This window comes from Nocardia panacis, from assembly GCF_003598715.1.
Taxonomy (GTDB): Bacteria; Actinomycetota; Actinomycetes; order Mycobacteriales; family Mycobacteriaceae; genus Nocardia; species Nocardia panacis.
In genome coordinates this window covers 95,544-112,583 of sequence record NZ_QZFU01000015.1, presented here as the reverse complement: position 1 = coordinate 112,583, position 17,040 = coordinate 95,544, and the positions used below count along the sequence as shown (strand labels likewise).

General features: G+C 65.3%; 18 protein-coding genes. 3 read left to right on the top strand and 15 right to left on the bottom strand.

Features of this window, described 5'->3' with window-relative positions:
- Nucleotides 1–7: 7 nt before the first annotated feature.
- A complete protein-coding gene (locus D5S18_RS07785; protein WP_120039153.1) occupies nt 8–1,138 on the bottom strand; it encodes a YhaZ family DNA alkylation repair protein in 1,131 nt (376 codons plus the stop codon).
- 76 nt (nt 1,139–1,214) lie between these two features.
- On the opposite strand from D5S18_RS07785, the gene D5S18_RS07780 reads away from it, so the two are divergent.
- On the top strand, nt 1,215–2,063 hold the full coding sequence (locus D5S18_RS07780; protein ID WP_120039152.1) for a TauD/TfdA dioxygenase family protein: 849 nt from the start codon (nt 1,215–1,217) through the stop codon (nt 2,061–2,063).
- Nucleotides 2,064–2,127: 64 nt separating this feature from the next.
- Here D5S18_RS07780 and D5S18_RS35595 read toward each other — a convergent pair whose 3' ends face one another.
- Nucleotides 2,128–2,280: a hypothetical protein gene (locus D5S18_RS35595; RefSeq protein ID WP_239003614.1), complete on the bottom strand. Its 153-nt coding sequence runs from the start codon at nt 2,278–2,280 to the stop codon at nt 2,128–2,130.
- Between the two features lie 455 nt (nt 2,281–2,735).
- Here D5S18_RS35595 and D5S18_RS07770 point away from each other — a divergent pair, with 455 nt between their 5' ends.
- Nucleotides 2,736–3,764, top strand: a complete 1,029-nt coding sequence (locus tag D5S18_RS07770; protein WP_120039249.1) for a hypothetical protein — start codon at nt 2,736–2,738, stop codon at nt 3,762–3,764.
- Between the two features lie 384 nt (nt 3,765–4,148).
- Complete coding sequence (locus D5S18_RS07765) at nt 4,149–4,511, top strand: GFA family protein (RefSeq protein WP_120039150.1); 363 nt, start codon at nt 4,149–4,151, stop codon at nt 4,509–4,511.
- Nucleotides 4,512–4,565: 54 nt separating this feature from the next.
- On the opposite strand, the gene D5S18_RS07760 is transcribed toward D5S18_RS07765, so the two are convergent.
- The 13 genes from D5S18_RS07760 to D5S18_RS34380 all read right to left on the bottom strand — a co-directional run bounded on the left by D5S18_RS07760 (nt 4,566) and on the right by D5S18_RS34380 (nt 16,985).
- Nucleotides 4,566–5,480, bottom strand: a complete 915-nt coding sequence (locus D5S18_RS07760; RefSeq protein WP_120039149.1) for an amino acid--tRNA ligase-related protein — start codon at nt 5,478–5,480, stop codon at nt 4,566–4,568.
- The gene (locus D5S18_RS07755; RefSeq protein WP_203236648.1) at nt 5,477–6,235 is read right to left on the bottom strand and encodes a hypothetical protein; all 759 of its coding nucleotides are present in this window, start codon (nt 6,233–6,235) and stop codon (nt 5,477–5,479) included. Before D5S18_RS07755 ends, D5S18_RS07760 begins: the two co-directional genes overlap by 4 nt.
- A gap of 277 nt (nt 6,236–6,512) precedes the next feature.
- Nucleotides 6,513–7,232 (bottom strand): ABC transporter ATP-binding protein, encoded by a 720-nt coding sequence (locus tag D5S18_RS07750; protein WP_147403884.1) that lies wholly within the window; start codon nt 7,230–7,232, stop codon nt 6,513–6,515.
- A 146-nt stretch (nt 7,233–7,378) separates the two neighbouring features.
- Nucleotides 7,379–8,365, bottom strand: a complete 987-nt coding sequence (galE, locus tag D5S18_RS07745; RefSeq protein WP_120039147.1) for a UDP-glucose 4-epimerase GalE — start codon at nt 8,363–8,365, stop codon at nt 7,379–7,381.
- 26 nt (nt 8,366–8,391) lie between these two features.
- Complete coding sequence (locus D5S18_RS07740; RefSeq protein WP_120039146.1) at nt 8,392–9,198, bottom strand: class I SAM-dependent methyltransferase; 807 nt, start codon at nt 9,196–9,198, stop codon at nt 8,392–8,394.
- Nucleotides 9,195–10,400 carry an amidohydrolase family protein gene (locus tag D5S18_RS07735; RefSeq protein WP_158607828.1) on the bottom strand — a complete coding sequence of 402 codons (1,206 nt, stop codon included), beginning with the start codon at nt 10,398–10,400 and terminating at the stop codon, nt 9,195–9,197. Before D5S18_RS07735 ends, D5S18_RS07740 begins: the two co-directional genes overlap by 4 nt.
- Nucleotides 10,397–10,738, bottom strand: coding sequence for a cupin domain-containing protein (locus tag D5S18_RS34795; RefSeq protein ID WP_158607827.1), 342 nt, complete (start codon nt 10,736–10,738; stop codon nt 10,397–10,399). The genes D5S18_RS07735 and D5S18_RS34795 overlap by 4 nt, the downstream gene beginning before the upstream one ends.
- Complete coding sequence (locus tag D5S18_RS07730) at nt 10,735–11,889, bottom strand: hypothetical protein (RefSeq protein WP_120039144.1); 1,155 nt, start codon at nt 11,887–11,889, stop codon at nt 10,735–10,737. Before D5S18_RS07730 ends, D5S18_RS34795 begins: the two co-directional genes overlap by 4 nt.
- On the bottom strand, nt 11,886–12,746 hold the full coding sequence (locus D5S18_RS34385) for an NAD(P)-binding domain-containing protein (protein ID WP_158607826.1): 861 nt from the start codon (nt 12,744–12,746) through the stop codon (nt 11,886–11,888). The genes D5S18_RS07730 and D5S18_RS34385 overlap by 4 nt, the downstream gene beginning before the upstream one ends.
- A complete protein-coding gene (locus D5S18_RS07720) occupies nt 12,739–13,494 on the bottom strand; it encodes a ferredoxin (RefSeq protein ID WP_120039143.1) in 756 nt (251 codons plus the stop codon). Before D5S18_RS07720 ends, D5S18_RS34385 begins: the two co-directional genes overlap by 8 nt.
- Entirely contained in the window at nt 13,479–14,555 is a 1,077-nt protein-coding gene (locus D5S18_RS07715; protein WP_239003613.1) for a cytochrome P450, read from the bottom strand. The genes D5S18_RS07720 and D5S18_RS07715 overlap by 16 nt, the downstream gene beginning before the upstream one ends.
- A 636-nt stretch (nt 14,556–15,191) precedes the next feature.
- Nucleotides 15,192–15,722, bottom strand: a complete 531-nt coding sequence (locus D5S18_RS07705) for a hypothetical protein (protein WP_147403882.1) — start codon at nt 15,720–15,722, stop codon at nt 15,192–15,194.
- 555 nt (nt 15,723–16,277) lie between these two features.
- Entirely contained in the window at nt 16,278–16,985 is a 708-nt protein-coding gene (locus tag D5S18_RS34380; RefSeq protein WP_147403881.1) for a hypothetical protein, read from the bottom strand.
- Between the last annotated feature and the right edge of the window lie 55 nt (nt 16,986–17,040).

The following is a 17,040-nucleotide window of genomic DNA, read 5'->3' as shown; positions in this document are numbered from 1 at the left end:
CGGACTGTCAGCGCGCGGGCAGGAGTTCGAAGTTCGATTCGGCCAGTCGTTTCCCGTTGACCTGAATGGAAACGCTCCCCGATCCGGGAGTCAGGGTGCGGCCGGCGGTTGGGCGCATGTGCTGTCCTCGGGTGAAGTGCTGAGGCTGACCCGCGGACAAGGCGAGGGTCTTGAATTTGAACACCGCTTCGCCATAACCACCGGACGGGCGAGGGTACCGCACCACGTAGTCGATGACGACCGATTCGGGCACCGGGCTGCACACGGTGAAACCGATCTCCAGGACACCACCGATCGGTATCCGCGCAGCGGTCAGCATCAGATCCGATACCCGCGCCGCAGGCTCGGTGGCGAAGCCCAGGAATTCGAACGCCCGAGGGTCTCCGCCTTTGACCAGGGTCCGCAGCGCTTGGCGGGTCAGGAAGGCGAAACTCTTGTCGTCGTGGTCTTTTCCCGATCGCCACCGCGCCAGTGTGGCGATGACCAGATCCGGATCGCTTCGTGAGAGGTCGTTGAGGTGATTGGCGACGGACATGACAACGAAACGGGACGAATCGCCGTGCAGGTTGTCCAGAACCGGAATCGCGGCAGACGGCTCGAGGGTAATTCGAGGAGACCACGGTAGAACGGGCCGGGTTCCTTCGCTGGCGAGTCGGCGCACATGATAGTCCTTGTCGAGGCTCCACTGATGGACGAATTTCATGGTCGCGTCCGGGAACGCATTGATGAAGTGCCGCACCGCATCCTCGGCGCTGAAATGCTTCGTCATTTCCCGCAGGCTCGTCAACGAGGTTTCCAGGTGCTGCGCGGTGCAGCCGTAGCGGGCGACGAAATCGGAATACGGTGCGTAGGTGTAGACCCCGAAGTCGCTGCCGGAGTAGTCGGCATCATCGTGTGGCGGAAGCGCGGCCAGGATGATCGTGATGGCCTGTTCGAAGTCGGTGGGCAGGAACTGCGCGAGATAGTCTGCGACACAAGAGATTCGCTGCTTCAACCCCAAGGGCGGCAGAGCTGCCGTCACCGCGGCGGTGAACCCGTCGGCGTCGAATTCCGGATGGACGGTCGACAGGGCGGCGGCGATCTGGGTGACACGGGCAGCATTGAGCGCCGCGTCCTTGAGCGGTATCCCCTGACTCATAGGCGGGAGTCTAAGCCACCCCTGCCGCGATTCTCGATTCTCGGTGCACGGCATGGCCGATTGATATTCTCTATCGGTGAACGGATATCGAATCGACAGTCTTGCAACGACATTCGGTGCGCGCGTGTCCGGAATCGACTTGACTCGATCTCTCGATGAGGACACCGCTGCCGCTCTCGCCGATCACCTTCTCCAATACCGGGTTCTGGTGATCGGTGATCAGCAGCTCACCCATGCCGATCATCTGCGGGTGAGCCGCGTATTCGGGGAGCCGGAAATTCATGTGCAGGATCAGTACACGGTCGCAGGCTTCCCTCAGATCGTGACCATCAGCAATATCCATCGCGATGGTGTGCCGATCGGCTTGTACGACGGCGACAACGAGGAAGAGTGGCACTCGGATCTGTCGTGGAAGCCGCGGATGAGCGCGGTGTCGCTGCTGTACTCGGTGGTCGCGGCGCAGGTCGGCGGCCAGACCCGTTTCGCGGACACGACCGCCGCCTACGACGATCTGCCTCCACTGGTCAAAGACCGGGTGGACCGATTGGTGGCAGTGCATTCGATGACTCATCTCGAACAGCGCCAGCAGGCGCACCACGCGGCGAAGGTGACCTTGACTGCCCGACAGCGCGCCCGCGTCCCCGACGTAACCCATCCACTGGTGCGCGAACATCCGGTGACGGGCCGGCGGTCACTGCTGTTGGGGGACATGATCATTGCTGCGATCGTCGGAATGCCCGATGACGCGGCAGGAGCGCTCCTGGCGCAGCTACACGCACACGCCACGGCACCGCAGTACGTGTACGCGCATTACTGGCGGGTTGGAGACCTGGTGATCTGGGACAACCGGGCGGTGATGCACACCGCCTCTCCGTGTGATCACACGCGATATCAGCGCAAGCTGTATCGCACCACCGTGATGTGAGCGGCGGGCCGGCCCCGTGCCGCGCCGGGACTCGTCCGGTGCGGCACGGCGCGAGGGTGTGAGGTCAGGAATCGACGGTTTCGATCACCGGCAGCCACGACACCGCATTGTCCTTGCAAGACTGGTGAACCGGCGTGATGCCGGTGGGATCATCCAGCGCCATCATCGTGATGCCCATCTGATCCTGGAACTCGCCCTCGCTGTCGCGGGCGGCCACGAGGCTGTGGCAGGTGGGGCAGGACCCGCGCTGAGTAGTGGGGAAAGTGTTGTACCAGTCCGGCTCGCCGGAGGTCCACCGGAAATTTTCGTTGGGGAAAGCCCGTCCAGGCCACGACCGGGCCACCGGCCAGCTTCTGGCAATGCGGGCACGAGCACGGATGCGGCCAGATCGGCTCGGCATCAGCCTCGAATCGAATCCGTCCGCTTCTCTGCATCAAGCAAGTCGACGCGCTGATGTTGTGTCGATGACGCCCCGGGGTCATGGCGGCGCCACTGGGTAACTTCCCCGACCCGATTGCTGGCCATACTCTGCTCAAGTGCGCGCTCATGCCGATGTGCGTGCGTTCGGCTGGCGCGCCAAAGGTCCTCGGTTCGTTGATCTTTCACAAGCCCGTGCTACCCGGTTCGAGCTGTGCAAGCACGTTGTCAGAGCCATTCGGCAAGATCTCGGCTATGACCAGTACCCCGACCACTCCGCCGCGGCCGTTCGACGTCACCACCGTCTTCCCTCGACTGGCTCCGCTGGCACGCACGGCGACCCGGTTGCACCCGCGCCCAGGGGCGCCGTCACCGCAGGATAGTTCCATCGGCGGACCGCTGCTCTGGCCCGCCGCCGAGCCGTGGCCGCACTGCGACGGACCTCATGTAGTGGACGGAATGAACCCGGCCCTGTCCCCAACGGACGTGAGGCGGGAACGACGGATCCGTGCGGCCTCGCGCGGCAGGACCCTGACCCCGCAGGAACGAGAGACCCTCGAGCGAATCCGCCCGGCACAGGAGCATCCGGTCACGTTGGCGATCGCCCCCTATGAGGGTTCCATAGCGATGCTGCCGGTCGCGCAGCTCTACGCGCGCGACGTGCCCGATCTGCACACGCCTGAAGGCACAGACCTGCTCCAGGTCTTGTGGTGCCCCTTCGACCACCCGATCATGCCCAAGACCGCGCTGTTCTGGCGGTCGGCCGCCACAATCACCGACATCCTCGCCATGCCCCCCGAACCGCCCGCGATGCAGTTCGACGACTACCTGCCCGAGCCGTGCCTGCTCAACCCGGAGCAGGTCACCGAATACCCCGACCACCTGGAGTTGAGCAAGGAACTCCAAGAGCAGATTGGAAACTGGAGCGTGTGGCAGGCGGCCGAGACGGGTGTGGACAGCGCCTACGCGTCGTACCCGCAGGAGTTCTACGACAATGAGTTGGCTGGCGCACCCGGCTGGAAGGTGGGCGGCTGGCCTCGCTGGGGCGCCACCGATCCCCACCCCCGGCTCTGCCCTACCTGCGGCAGCGACATGGATGCCCTACTGACCATCGCCACGTTCGAGGCCCGCGGCGACAGCAGCTGGCTCCCACACGAGGAACCGGCGCATGAACCACTTATCGGCTTCAACCACACTGCGGTCCAAATAGGTAGCGGCTACGACCAGCAGCTCTACGTCTGCCCGACGGCGCTGGAGCACGCCCACACCGAGCTGATGCACTAGCCAGCCACGCGCGGGGCGATGGTAGCGGCGGGGAAACGGCTTGGATTGGAGACGTGCCCGAATTCCGAACATTCGGCACTCGGTAGTCCTAGTCGAAGGTGGCCAGGTTGCTCACGTTGATCGCCTCAAAGTTCCGCGGGGTGCTGGCGCCACCGCACTGTATTGCCGCATACCGCGCTGAGCAAACCGGTCAGCGCGGCGCGGCAGAAGATCGACGGGGCGAGATCATCTCGGGCATCCACATGGCGGCTGGACAACTTCGCCATGTAGTCGGACTCGTTGGCGGCTGCGTGGCAGAGTGGGTCGGTGTCTGCTCGGTGGAGACATCGGATGGACGACAGGCTCTACTGATTCGTGGATGGTGCCCAACAACCGAGGAGTTAAGTGAACGGCGGCTGTCTCTGCGGCAGTATCCGGTTTTCCGCGACCGGCGACCCCGATTTTCCGCATCTGTGCAGCTGTGAGCATTGCCAGCTGCTTTCAGGTGCGCCGGCGATGTCATGGGTGTCCTTCCCTGAAGAAGGATTCGAGTGGACCGGGCCAGGTGGGGAGCCGACCTGGTTCGAGACGTTCCCGCAGATCTGCCGCGGGTTTTGCCCCACCTGCGGATCGACCATGGCGTCCAAAGGCGACGAGGCCGGCCTGGTCGGGGTCACGATAATGGCGTTGGACGATCACGCCGACATGGTGCCGGTCAAGCAGAGCTTTGCCGATAACGCGGTCTCCTGGCTTCCCCCGCTGCAATGACTCGGCGCCCGTGGGCGTGGCGTCAGGTCCGGTGTGCCCGGCGATGCTGCGTTCTCAGAAGCATGCGGATTGCCGAAATTGGGCGATATCGGCGACCCCGGTAGCAGCCATGCACAGCCGTTCGATGCCGATGCCGAGGCCGACACTGTGGGCCGGGACGGTGCCGTCCCGTACGGCGTCCACGATGCGTTGCTGCTCGGGGTTGAACAGTCCGACGCCGCGGGCGCGGGTGACGAATTCGTCGGTGTCGGTCTCGTCCTCGTAGCCGTGCACCACCTCGAGGCCGTTGATGAACACCTCGAACCGGTTGAGCACCGCTGCGGTGCCGCGACGGCGTTGCGCGCACGGCTCGTTGCCGCCCAACGGCATGTCGGTCAGTGTCGCTGCCGATCCAAGGGTGCGCGGCTCGAGCTCGGCCCGGATGTAGGCATCGAGCAGATCGCGCAGCGGCGTGTTCTTGGGTAGGTGCAGATGTTGGGCGAGTGCCCCGGTGTGCGCGTCGAGGGTCTCGCTGACGAGATCGACGCCGAGGGTGGCGGTGAGGTGTTCGGCGACTGAGATCCGCGGCAGCGGGCCGGGATAGGCGAGGTGCACCAGCCGTTCGGCCAGAGCGATCAGGAACTCGAATGACTCGTCGGCGGCGTAGAGATCGAGCATCGAGAATTCGCGGCTGTGGGTGGGGTCGGGTTGGTCTGGGCGGAAGCAGGCTCCGATCTCGTAGACGCGCGGGGTGTGTTGCAGGTTGTACCGCAGCGCCGGGCCGATCATGCTGCGCAGGAACCCGCGACCGCCGACCTCGGCGGGCGGGCGAAGCCCGGTCAGGTCGTCTGCCTGTCGAAAGACCGGTGTCACGACTTCGGCGAAGCCGAGCCCGCGCAGCAGAGTCCTTATTCGCCAAAGCAATTCGGACTTGTATCCAATCGCTTCGCCCACCGTGGCGACCTCGGTGGAGGGGCCGAGGGCGTTCATGCGAAGTAGTCCTGGAATCCGCCGGCGCGCACCGTGTCGAGGGTGAAGCAGTGGAATCCGCCGCCGAACAGGCGACGGTGACGGTGGCGGACCGGCACGACGGTCAGGCCCTGCTTCTCCAGCGTGCGCATCAGATCCGGACAGAGTGAGTTCACGATCACGGTGTTCTCGTCGATCGAGAGCACGTTGATGTCGATATAGCGGCTCGTGAGGCGGAAGCCGAACGGGCCGTAGTCGGGGAATACGGACTCGTCCTGTTCGGGCGGTATTACGATGTCCCACTCTCGAAGTGGTGCCGGGAGCATGTCGCGGTACCGCATCGAGCGCAGCATCAGCAGGCCCGGCCGCAGCGGCACCACGATGCTGTCGATGTGGGAATCGGCGATGGCGTCGAGCCGGTGCAGGCGAAATTGCGGGAACATCCTTTGAAGCCAACGAAATCCGTGCTCGTGGTTGGCGTTGGCGACGTTGACCAGCACATCGCGGCCGAAGCGCACGCATTGCGCGCCGTCGAAGATCATTTCGTAGCCCAGGCCCGGCAGGGCACGGGTCTCGGGATCGTCGGTGATACCGGTCAAATCCACGGGCCGGCCGTCGAAGTATCCGGGATCGAGAGAGCGCCGCGCCAGCGCGGGCCGGGGCATTGCGACCCACCCCGACCCCGCATCGAGGTAGCGGTAGAAATGCGGTTTGAGGTAGTCGTTCTCGAACACGCGCCCACGGATGTGCGGGGCGGTTTCCACGATGGGAGGCATATACAGGCACCTCCACCGGTCCCGACCGATCAGGACCACCAGCTGTCAGCCCAGATGCAGCGTGTGCTCGACGGCGCACGTGACTTCGGTGTAGTCGGGTCCAGCGAATCCGATCGCTCGGCGTCCACGGGCGAACCCGAACGTTTGCCACCGCAGCACGATCAGGACATCGGCGATCACTTCAACGAGCGCGGATACGACCGATAAAGACTCGGTGACCCGCAGGCAGTGTCAGGCCGGCTGCCGAGACTTGATGGGCGGCAGACATGGACTCGTGCTACGGATCGGTTGATGGTCGCCGCTGGGCGACGCGCGAGAGTGCAGCACTGAGCGATTCCCAGTGGCTCTCAGCCCGTCGCCACCAGGGGTTGGCGCACCACTGCTCGATCTTGGTTCGCAGTGCTGCGATCTCTTCAGCAGTGATGTCCTGCGGCGCACATGGTTCACCGTTGCCCAGGCACATGTTCAACCATCGCGTCATCCGGAACGCGCTGATTCCGCGTGAGACGAACGGCCAGCACGACAGTTCAGGGATGGCCGGGACATCCGAGCGTGCACCGAGTCGGACATACAGCAGGCACCGGGCTTGCCGACGCTGCCTCGCGTTGATGTATGGCCCGATCCAGATCAGCGCAGCCACGTAGAACGGTATGCCGACGCCAATCGAAATCGGCAGGAGCCACACGAGGTAGACCATTGCCATCAGGGACATGAACATCACCGCCGAGCGGTCCGTGACTCGTTGTTCGTTGGCGTCGGTCGTCACCACGAAGAGGGATTCGAGGTCTCGCTTGGCGGCGGCGAGTTCCTGTTCGATCTGCTGTGGAGGGTCATCAGTGTCCAGTGATTCCACGACCTCCTTGAGTCGCTTGATCCGCCGCTGGCGTTTGCGTGCACCGGGACGTACCTCCAGCCATCCGTCCTGGCCGTAAGTTCGGACCTGAACAAGAAACGCGGGGATGGCGAGCAGTGCCATCACGATTGGAAAGTAGCTCATTCGGCCCCCATCAACTCGGAGTCAATCCGGTCTCAGGGCCGAACGTAGCGACGACTACCGACACATTCCCCTGCCGTCTTATCACCACCGCTGGCGGGCCGAATCCAAACCCGTGGGGCGGCCCAGACTCGGCCGGTACTCCGTGGTCAGCTTCCCGCGTACAGCTCCCGATGGAATCGCCAGGCATCGCTGACGATGGTGTCCAGATCTGCGTGGTCGGGTTTCCAGCCGAGCTCCTGGTGTGCCTTGTCGCTGGCCGCGATACAGACCGCAGGGTCGCCGGGGCGTCGTTCGGCGAGTCTGACGGGGAAGTTCGAACCGGTGACCTTCCGGACGGTATCGAGGACTTCCCGGTTGGTGTGTCCGGCGCCGTTGCCGAGGTTGTAGATCTCATGGCGGCCGGGCGCAATCGCGTCCAGTGCGAGCAGGTGTGCGCTGGCGAGGTCGGCGACGTGGATGTAATCGCGGATACAGGTGCCGTCGCGGGTCTCGTAATCGGTGCCGAACAGTGTGAACTCCGGTCGCTGCCCGCCGGCGGCTTGCAGCAGGATCGGAATCAGGTGCGATTCGGGGTCGTGACGTTCGCCCAGGTGGGTTCCGTCGGCGGTGAGCACGGAGCCGCAGGCGTTGAAGTATCGCAGCGACGCCGCCCCCAGCACCTGGGATGCACCGCATTCCCCGTTGATTAGCTGATCAACGGTCGCCTTCGTGGCCGCGTAGGGGTTTTTCGGCCGGACTTCTGCGGTCTCATCGAATGCGGTTTTGCCGTCACCGGTGTACATCGAGCCCGTGGAGGAGAAGATCAGCCGCGGCACCCCTGCTGCCCGGATCGCGCGCAGCAATGCCAGGGAGCCTTCGATGTTGTTGGCCCAGTATTTGTCAGGGTTACCGACTGATTCGGCCACTTCGATGGACCCGGCGAAATGCAGCACGCCGTCAAAACCGGCGGCAGGGGTGAGGATGTCGGCGGCCTGATGGATCGACATCCGGTGAAAGCGTGCGGAGGTGGGCAAGTTGGCAGCGAAACCGGTGGAGAGGTTGTCGATGATCTCGACCTCATGGCCTGCGGTGACGAGCTTGTGGGCGACGACGGAGCCGATGTATCCGGCTCCGCCGGTGACAAGCAGTTTCACGGGTACGAATCCTCCTAGGGATACGGTCAGTTGACTGTGGCCACGACAGCGATATAGCCCTTGGGGTCACGCCACGCCTGGCCTGGGTGAGCGGCGAACCACGTGTTGATCTCCGCGGAGACCGCAGCGCGGATCTCCGCGCGATGGGGGCTATCGGGATCGACTCCGCAGAAGGAGAACAGCGCCTCGGCGAATCGCAGCAGCGGTGCCGGGCTCGCGAAGACCAAGGCGTTGTCGAAGCGGTGCACGCTGGCGTTGCCGAACACGGAGTCCATCATGTCCGGCAGCGTGGACGAGGTGACGCTGTTGGCCATCTCCTCAACCGGATCAAGCCCGTACCGGCGGGCGTGACGCGCCACCAGTTCCCGTGTGTGCGCGCAGGTTCCGGGATGGTTGACCGTGACGACGACATGGCCGCCAGGGCGCGTGATGCGACGGAATTCGCGCAAGGCGACGTCGGGATGGGGAACGTGGTAAAGCATGTGGCGAGCGGTGGTCCGGTCGAACTCCTCGTCCGCGAAGGGCAGGTGTTCCGCGTCGGCGAGAGTGGCATCGACTCCGGGGATGGCGGCGGCCGCCGCGACCATGGCGGGCGAGGTATCGACACCGACCACCCGCCCACGGTGTCCTCCGGTGATTATCTGCGCCAGGAAACGGGCATCGCCGCACCCGATATCGGCGAGGTTTTCGGTGCCGGTCAGCTCGAGCAGGCTCAAGACCGCGCCCGTGGGATCGTCGGGGTGCTCGCTGTGATGGTCGTGGGCGTCGATGCGGATCTGTAGTGCTGTGGCGGAAGCGTATTCCGACGACAGGGTAGGGCCGCTGGCACTCATGGTCGGGTGTTCTCCTCAGCTGTGGTTGTGGTGTCGGGGTAGTGCAGGTGCCCAGCGGTCGCGACCACGACAGGAGTGGTCAGCGCCCCGAGATCGGTCATCGGATCGCCGGGCACCGCGATCAGATCGCCCACGTGTCCGGCGGTGAGCGTACCGGTGAGATGGTCGATGCGGAGCGCTTGCGCGGCGGCTGCGGTGGCCAGTTCGATGATGTCGGCCGCGCTGTATCCGAGATCGGTCCAGATAGGCAGGGAATACGCGTACTGGTCGTGCGGGGTCTGCGGAATACCCGAATCGGTTCCCGGAATCAGCCGGACACCTGCGTCGAGCATGACTCGCAATTGCTCGCGGCGCACAGCCCACGGCAAACGCCCTGTCGCATCGCGCGCGTGGTGATTGATCGTGGGGCACACCATGATTCGCCGATTGACTATCTCGCGCACCACCCCGTGATCGAGGTCGAATCCGTCGGGGGTCATCCAGGTGCAGTGCTCGATGGAATCGACGCCCGCGCCGACAGCCTGGCGGATTCCGGCGGAGCCGTGCGCGTGCGCGGCGACCGGCAGGCCGTGAGCGCGGGCCGCCGTGACGATCCTGGCGAGCTGGTCATCGGTGAACTGGGGCTCGTAGGGAGAGGATCGGCCGCCAGTGGTGAAACCGCCGGTGACCATGACCTTGATCCAGTCGGCGCCGCGCGTGGCATTGGCCGCGACGAGTTGATCAATTTCGGCGGTCTCGCTGACCGCGCCGCCGAGCCCGGCGCAGTGACCTCCGGCCACGGTAAGCGGAATGGTCGCGGTCAGTACGCGCGGCCCCGCATCGAGGTCGGCCAGGGTACTGCTGTCGATGTACCGGGGCGCGCCGAGATCACGCACGGTGGTTATCCCAGCGTCCCGCAGCTGCCGCAACGCCGCATGGATCGTGGCGGCCACCTCCATACGCGTCGTGGCCAGCAGCGCGACCGGCGGCCTCGGTGCGCCACCGAAGCTCAGATGTACATGCGCGTCGATCAAACCGGGCAGGATCGTGGCTTCCGGCAACCGGATTCGCGCGGTGGCCGGTACCGCTGCCCAGGGCTTGGGCAACTGTCGGGACAGGCCGACCCAAACGATGCGCCGATCGGTGAGCACTACTGTGCCGGGGGTCAGGACTTGTCCCCGGCCGGTGAGAACTCGTGCGGCCTCAAGGATGTGGACCGTCACGATGCGGGCGGGGTCGGGGTATGGCGGTCGTTGTCGGAGAATATTTCGACCACCAGCGTTCCTGGTCCTACGGTCGCCGAATGCGGCACCTGGTTCCCGAGTGCGAAGCTTTCCCCAGCCGCCACTCTGCGGGTGATCCCCTCCGTTGTCAGCTCCACCGCGCCGGCGACGACGACGCCGATCTGCGGGCCGTGCTGGTGGCGCGGAACCAGCGCGCCGTGGGGAAAAGACCAGAGCACCACTTGCCCGTGCGGGCTCGCGATCAGATATCCGCGCCCGCCAGGGTAGGGCGTGGCAAGGGTGGGCAGCGTGTGTACCCAGTCGGGCCATTCGATCATGCGTCAACCTCCTGGATACGGGTGTCGGGGGCGGGTCCCCGGTAGTTCGCCACCGGCCGCGCACCGAAGTTGTGGGGACCGAGCCAGCTGTAGTAGTCGCGCCGCAGGGCTTGAAGATGTTGATGCAGAACGTGATTCGGATGGTCTATGCCGCGACTGAATTCCACCGGCGAGATCCGCACCAAGGCGTCGACAGCGTCGCGGGAGGTAGGTAGGGTGTCGCGGTCGATCGCGGTGACAATGAGGTGCAGCGCCGAGGCGGCGGACTGCCGCAGCCGGCTCGGCCCGTAGAGAATGATCGTCGCCGCTGTTACTGCATGTTGGAAGCCGTCGAGCACATGCATTCCAGTGCGGGGCGTATGCAGTGCGGCGATGAGCTCCCGGTGACCGATCGCGACGCCGAAAAGGCAGCACATCGCCGCTACTACCAGCTCATAGCAGTGATGCGCGGCGATCGGCGACGCGGTGTTCAGCTCGCGGGCACGTACGAGCCGCGCGACCAACATCGGGTCGGCCACCTCGCACACGGCTGGATCATCGGCCAGGGCGCTGTAGCGCTGCGGGCCGGGTAGATCGCGGGCCGCGACCGCGCGCAGGGCTTCCAACGCTGTCTTGCTCTGCCAGGGGTTCGTCCCCGCAGGGCTGTCGGGACAATAGATCGTTGCCAGTTGGTGTGTGATCCCTTCCAGCGCTTCGCGTTCGCTGATGCGGGGCGCGGCGACCCCGGTCAATGGCCGGCCGGACAGCGGCTGGGTCGCCGCATGGTGCAAGTCGGCCCCGAACCGTCCCGATACTCGCCGCAGGTTTGGCCGGTGCAGCACGAACACGGTGGTGTCGATCTCGGGATGACGTTCGCGCACGCTGCACAGAAACTTCTCCACGCACAGGACGCCGTGATCGTCGTCGTGGTCGAGCACGGCCACCAGATCCACGTCCGAACCCAGCAGATAGCCGCCGTCGCGGTAGCGACAGGAAGGCTCCCCGCGTGCCAGCGACCCGGACACACAGACGCTGGTTTCTTCGCTCAGGTGGGTTCGCGCGCAATCGCGCGCCGTCTCGGTGTAGACGGCGAGTTGGTGATTGACCTGCGCGCGAGCAGCCTGCGGGGTGGTGGCGGCATGTGCGAACCAGTCACATTCCTGCCCGATCATGATGTACCCCAGTCTGATTCGCTGATCGCAGACATTTCGTAGTCCCCAAGTCCTGCCGCGTCAGCGTGGGCGAAGCGGGCGGCGGTCGCCTCGATCAAGGGCGGGACCGGGGTGTCGAAGGCGCTGCGCAGGTACCGCAGATCCTTGGCGATCACGCGCAATGAGCAGTCGGTGAGCCGGTGAGCCCCGCCGTGCATCGCCTCGCCGTAGGCGCTGGTGACCGGGGCAGCCCATCCGTACCGAGACCACGCCTCGATCAGTTGTCGTTGATCGAGACCGAATGCGCTAGCGGCGGTGAGTGTTTCGGACAGAGCTGTGAGAATCGTCGCCGCCAGGGCGTTATTGAGCAGTTTTGCCGCAGCCGCGTCGGCAGCGCGGTCGAAGTGCAGCACCTCGCAGGCCACGACCGACAGCAGGGCCTCGGCCAGATGCATGGCCGTCGTGCTACCCGCGGCGAACGCCAGCAGAGTGCCGTTCTCGACGCCGACACGACTTCCGGTCACCGCCGCCAACACTGGATGAGCCCCGGCGCTCGCGGCGCGCTCCATCCACGCATCGGCGGCACGTGGTGAGAGCGTGGAGCTTTCGATGACGATGCCACCGGTGACGGACGCGAGTGCTCCGCGCGGGCCGAACCAGCTGGCGCGACTGGCCTCGTCGTTGTGCACGAAGCTCCACACCACACCCGCCCCTTCGGCGGCCTGGGCCGCCGAAGCGCAGGCTACCGCCGGACCCTCGATCGCCGCAGGAGTGCGGTTGTAGCGACGCAGCGGATATCCGTGGGCATCAAGCACCTTGGCGACAGCGTTGGCCATGATCCCCGCACCCAGCACCGCCACGATGGGCAGATCAGTCATCACAGCCTGCCTTGCCGTAGAGCAACCACACCATCGTCGGCGCGAACTCGGCCCTGATCGCCAATTCCGGATAGCGTTGCGCGACATCCACCGAGGTGATACATGCATCAGCATCCCCGCGCGCGGCCGCCGCAGCCGCGAGCGGCTTGGCGTTCACCGTGATCAGGTGCGCACCCTGAGCATGGTGGGCGGCGAATACCCGCGTCGCCGGATGCGTGGCCACCGTCGCGACCGTGCCGCGCCCAGCGAGATTGTGGCGGGTAGCGAAACACATTGGCTTGGTTGGACTTTCCCAGCATCGTTCCAGCCGCAGGACCCCGGTGTGGGCGAAGTGCTGATCGACCCACGAATCGGTAGCGCGGGACTGCTCATCGAGCGCGAGATACCCGGCTGCGACCAACGCCCGCACCCCGGCGTCGTCGGCAGCGGTGCGCATCGCCACGGCGAAGGACTGCACTAACACCACTGCCTCGGAATGCTTTTCCGCTTCGGCTTGGGCGTCGGTTCCGTCCGGGCCGAGTGTGACGATCGGTGCCGCGACCCGAAAAGCTCCAGGCGCAACCTCACACACCGTGAGGGCTTCATTCGGGCAGCACGCTGCCGCCGCGCGCGCCTGGGCGATAGCCAGGGTGGTGGCGTCGATGGCGGTGGCGTGGCCGTCGATCAGGCGCAGATGGGGCGCCGCGATCGGCAGGCAGACACCGGTTCCGCCGCAGCGCGTGGTGTCGATAATCAGTTTGGCGTCCATGTCACATCCAATCGTTCGAGAGACCGAACTACCCGGCCTTGCCGCCAGATCCCTGCGTCGGCGGGCGCGGCCAGCCGCAGATCCGGCAGCCGCACGGTTAGGGTCTCCAGGGCGATGCGGGCCTCCAAGCGGGCGAGTCCCGCGCCAACGCAGTAGTGGGCACCGTGCCCGAATGCCAGATGCGGCAGCTTCATTCCCCGGTCGAGCGATAGTTCGTCGGGGCCGGCGAACACGGCAGGGTCGCGACCAGCGGCGTGCATCGCTGGGATTACCGCCTCCCCGGCGCGCACCAGCACCGGCCCCAGCTGAACATCCGCTGTCGCCACCCGTGTGAACCCGCCACCTACACCGACCGGGACGAACCGCAATAGTTCCTCCACTGCCGCCGGTATCCGGTCAGGGTTTTCCACCAGCTGGCGGTAATGGCTGCGCTCCCGCAGCAGTGCAAACACCGTGCTGGACAGGAACACCGTAGGAGATCCCCGGCCGCCGATGAGGCAGGCGATGATCAGGTTGAGTACGTCCTCATCCCCGCCCGGCGATTGACCGAGCATCGCGAACAACCCGACGCGATTCTCCGCGGCCATCGCGCGGGCAAGGTCTTCACACTCGTCCCGCGCGGCGGCCAGGGTCGCCGTGGTCGCGTCCCTGGCGGTCAGCGCGTCCCCGAGCGCGAACACCTGCTCCCGGAAACGGGGTGGCACACCGAACATCTCGCAGACCACCGCCGCCGCGAACGGCTCGGTGAACCCGGTCACGATATCGGCCGGCCCCCCGGTCGCGGGCAACGCATCGACCAGAGCGTTCGCCAGATCGGTCACCGCCGGGGCCATCGCCGCGACCTGGCGCGGGGCGAACATTCCCGCGATCAAGGTCCGCAGCTCGGTATGCCGGGGAGGGTCGGTCGCCAAGATCGCTTCGGCCGGAAGCACTTCCGTCGAGAGCCGGGCCACTTCGGGACGGTTGGCGTGTTCCCGGGAGAACACTGGATCGGCCAACACCCGGCGCACTAGGCTGTGATCGGTCACCAGCCATGCGAGCGCGCCCGATGGCAGCTCCACCTGGGCGACCGGTCCCGCGTCGCGATAGTCCGGCTCCAGATCCAGCGTGTGGGCCTCACCGAAGGGATACCGGAGCGGACATTCGGGTGCGGCTGTATCGGGATTTATCAAGGCGTATTCCCTTCGCTGGTGACACGGTTGAAACACTCTCTGCGGCTAAGGAATTCGTCACGCTGCCGCGCGGACTACTGATTCAGCCATTTCTCGACATCTGCCAGGGTCAAGGCGGTGCGAACCGGCTCTCGGTCGTCGGCCGTCCAGCGCCGTCCCCTCGCTGTGAGAAGAACTCGCCTCCAGGTGGCGCGAATCACTAGACCGATTGTCAACCCTTGGAACTAATCTGTCAATTGAAATACGTTGTGCTGCAATAGAATTCGCGAAAGACACGCTGAATTGGCGGTGACGCGAAATGCACGCGCACCGCCGCGCCTCACCGGCGAAATTGGTTACTGCCTCGTCGCACCTACCTCCTTGCTGCTGCGTCCGATGGCGGAGCGTCGATCAGGACGTGATGGAGTGCATGACCTCGCTCCCGTAGTCCCTCGGCCAGCTCGTTCCAGTACTGTTGGGCCACAGTGCGAACGATCACCAGATGCTCACCGCTGTCCCAGCCAATGTCGTCGGCAACGATCGGCGTCAGCCCCATGTCGGTGTGGTGTTCTCGCTTTCGAGGGGCGGGTGGTCTTCGATCCGATTCGTGGGTTCATTTGGCGGCTTCCTACTCCTTCCGACGGGTTGGTAGGCAGTGACGTGGTAGAGGCAGCGGAAGCGATGCAGCCAGGTCACGACCCGATGCATGTCCGTCGCGGATTCACCTGCCAGCCAGGCGATTTCATCGCCGGTACGCGCACCGCACCTGTGCAAGACTGTGACCGCGATGCGTTGGCGGTGACTGAACGAATCCGGCCGTTTGACCAGCCGGTCATGGGTGGCTGCGGTCGGTAGCCACGCGGCGACACGTTCGACCGATCCGCGGCGTTCCAGCTGATCCAGCGCGGCGGCTGTCACGTCCAGCCCGTATCGGGTGAAGGTCGCGATGTCCTCAACGGTCCGAGCCCCCCGCAGTCCGCCCATCTTGACCAGAATCTCCAACGCCCGCGGGTCCATTTCGATGCTGTTGGCCCGCTCACGCGCGTAGCACGTCGAGGCACTACAGAACGAGTGCATCCTCCCCTCCGATCTGCCGGGCCTGGCCGGTTCGTGTTTGCGGATTATGATGCGCTGCTTGCCTTTTCATATCCATCGAGTCATGAGCGGCTCCGGCGGGCCGACAACGTTGAGACCTTGGCGCGCGGGTCTCGGGGTGCCGCCGAAGCGTCCAGCGCCGGCGTGCAGCTCCTCGTGGTGCCCGGCCGCCTGCGTCGGGCGCGGCTCCGCGATGCCCGCCTGACGATCACTCACCACCGATGAGCGGTTCGACGGTCGTGAATTGATGTGGGATGACCACCGTGCGTACCCTCTGCTTCACACCACGGCACAGGCGGGATCAGGTCGTGGGTTTCGGGCGGCCGGAGCCGTCGACCCCGTCACTGAGGCCGGGCAGTCGGACTCATCGACCGCACACCGAAGAAACGTGCCCGAGCGCGGCCAAATAGACGGCGCAGCCGGGTCCGTGACCGGCGTGCACGCTCAATGCGACGCGGGCATGCTCGAGACCGGTGATTGTCGTGTCGGAGCATGGTTGCGTGCGCCACGCGTCGATCGCAACCGTCGGCGGTACGTTCATTGCAGGTCCTCGGAGGCTGAGGGCGGGGCCGTGGTGGGCGGTGCAGCGGGCTTCACCGGCCATGGCGGGAGTGGCTGGCCGTACTCGACCAGGGCTACGTAGTCTGCCCATTCGGTCATGAGTTGCGCTGTGCGAGACCATCCGGCGTGTATCTGGTGTTCGGTCGCGTTGCCGGAGAGCATCAGCATCTCGCCGTGCACATAGGCATCGGCCAATGCGTCAATCTTCTGGCCTACCTGTGGCGCGATGGCGTTGCTCAACTTCAGGTGCATCTCCGCCCATGTAGCCATGAGCTCGACGAGTTGTATTCGGCGGCAATCGATTTCGGTGGATCGTGCCGGGTTGATGTGTCGTGTGCGATGCAGGTGGCCAAGACTCTGCGCCCATCGCAGCAGCAAGGGATCCCCCGGACTATTGCCCTTCCGGCCCTGAAGGGCGCCCTCCAGGTCTCGCCAACCGGGCAGCAGGACATGGATCACGCGCGCGCGAATCACCTCGCATTCGTCGGCTGGCGGGGCGTAAGGATCAGTCTGGGGCGGAAGCTCGTGCGGCCCTGGTGGGATTGCCCCGCCGTCACCGGTTTGCTCTGCTGCCTCGATTTTGGGGAAACTCATCGCGCATTCCACCCCCGGTTCGGCGAGCAGCGCGCCGATAGTCGTTCGCGAATCAAGCCCCATGCGCGGTGCTGCATCTTGGCTGGTCATGGCTCGTTGCCTCCGTTGCTGCGCACTAGGTTTGGGCCGTACCCTTGTAGCCAAC

Excerpts from the sequence above, each read along its gene's own strand:
- D5S18_RS07785 (WP_120039153.1), bottom strand. The coding sequence starts at position 1,138 with ATGAGTCAGGGGATACCGCTCAAGGACGCGGCGCTCAATGCTGCCCGT.
- D5S18_RS34385 (WP_158607826.1), bottom strand. The coding sequence starts at position 12,746 with ATGACTGATCTGCCCATCGTGGCGGTGCTGGGTGCGGGGATCATGGCC.
- D5S18_RS07750 (WP_147403884.1), bottom strand. The coding sequence starts at position 7,232 with ATGAGCTACTTTCCAATCGTGATGGCACTGCTCGCCATCCCCGCGTTT.
- D5S18_RS07740 (WP_120039146.1), bottom strand. The coding sequence starts at position 9,198 with ATGAGTGCCAGCGGCCCTACCCTGTCGTCGGAATACGCTTCCGCCACA.
- D5S18_RS07730 (WP_120039144.1), bottom strand. The coding sequence starts at position 11,889 with ATGATCGGGCAGGAATGTGACTGGTTCGCACATGCCGCCACCACCCCG.
- D5S18_RS07760 (WP_120039149.1), bottom strand. The coding sequence starts at position 5,480 with ATGAACGCCCTCGGCCCCTCCACCGAGGTCGCCACGGTGGGCGAAGCG.
- D5S18_RS07705 (WP_147403882.1), bottom strand. The coding sequence starts at position 15,722 with ATGCACTCGTTCTGTAGTGCCTCGACGTGCTACGCGCGTGAGCGGGCC.
- D5S18_RS34795 (WP_158607827.1), bottom strand. The coding sequence starts at position 10,738 with ATGATCGAATGGCCCGACTGGGTACACACGCTGCCCACCCTTGCCACG.
- D5S18_RS07770 (WP_120039249.1), top strand. The coding sequence starts at position 2,736 with ATGACCAGTACCCCGACCACTCCGCCGCGGCCGTTCGACGTCACCACC.
- D5S18_RS07755 (WP_203236648.1), bottom strand. The coding sequence starts at position 6,235 with ATGCCTCCCATCGTGGAAACCGCCCCGCACATCCGTGGGCGCGTGTTC.
- D5S18_RS34380 (WP_147403881.1), bottom strand. The coding sequence starts at position 16,985 with ATGACCAGCCAAGATGCAGCACCGCGCATGGGGCTTGATTCGCGAACG.
- D5S18_RS07720 (WP_120039143.1), bottom strand. The coding sequence starts at position 13,494 with ATGGACGCCAAACTGATTATCGACACCACGCGCTGCGGCGGAACCGGT.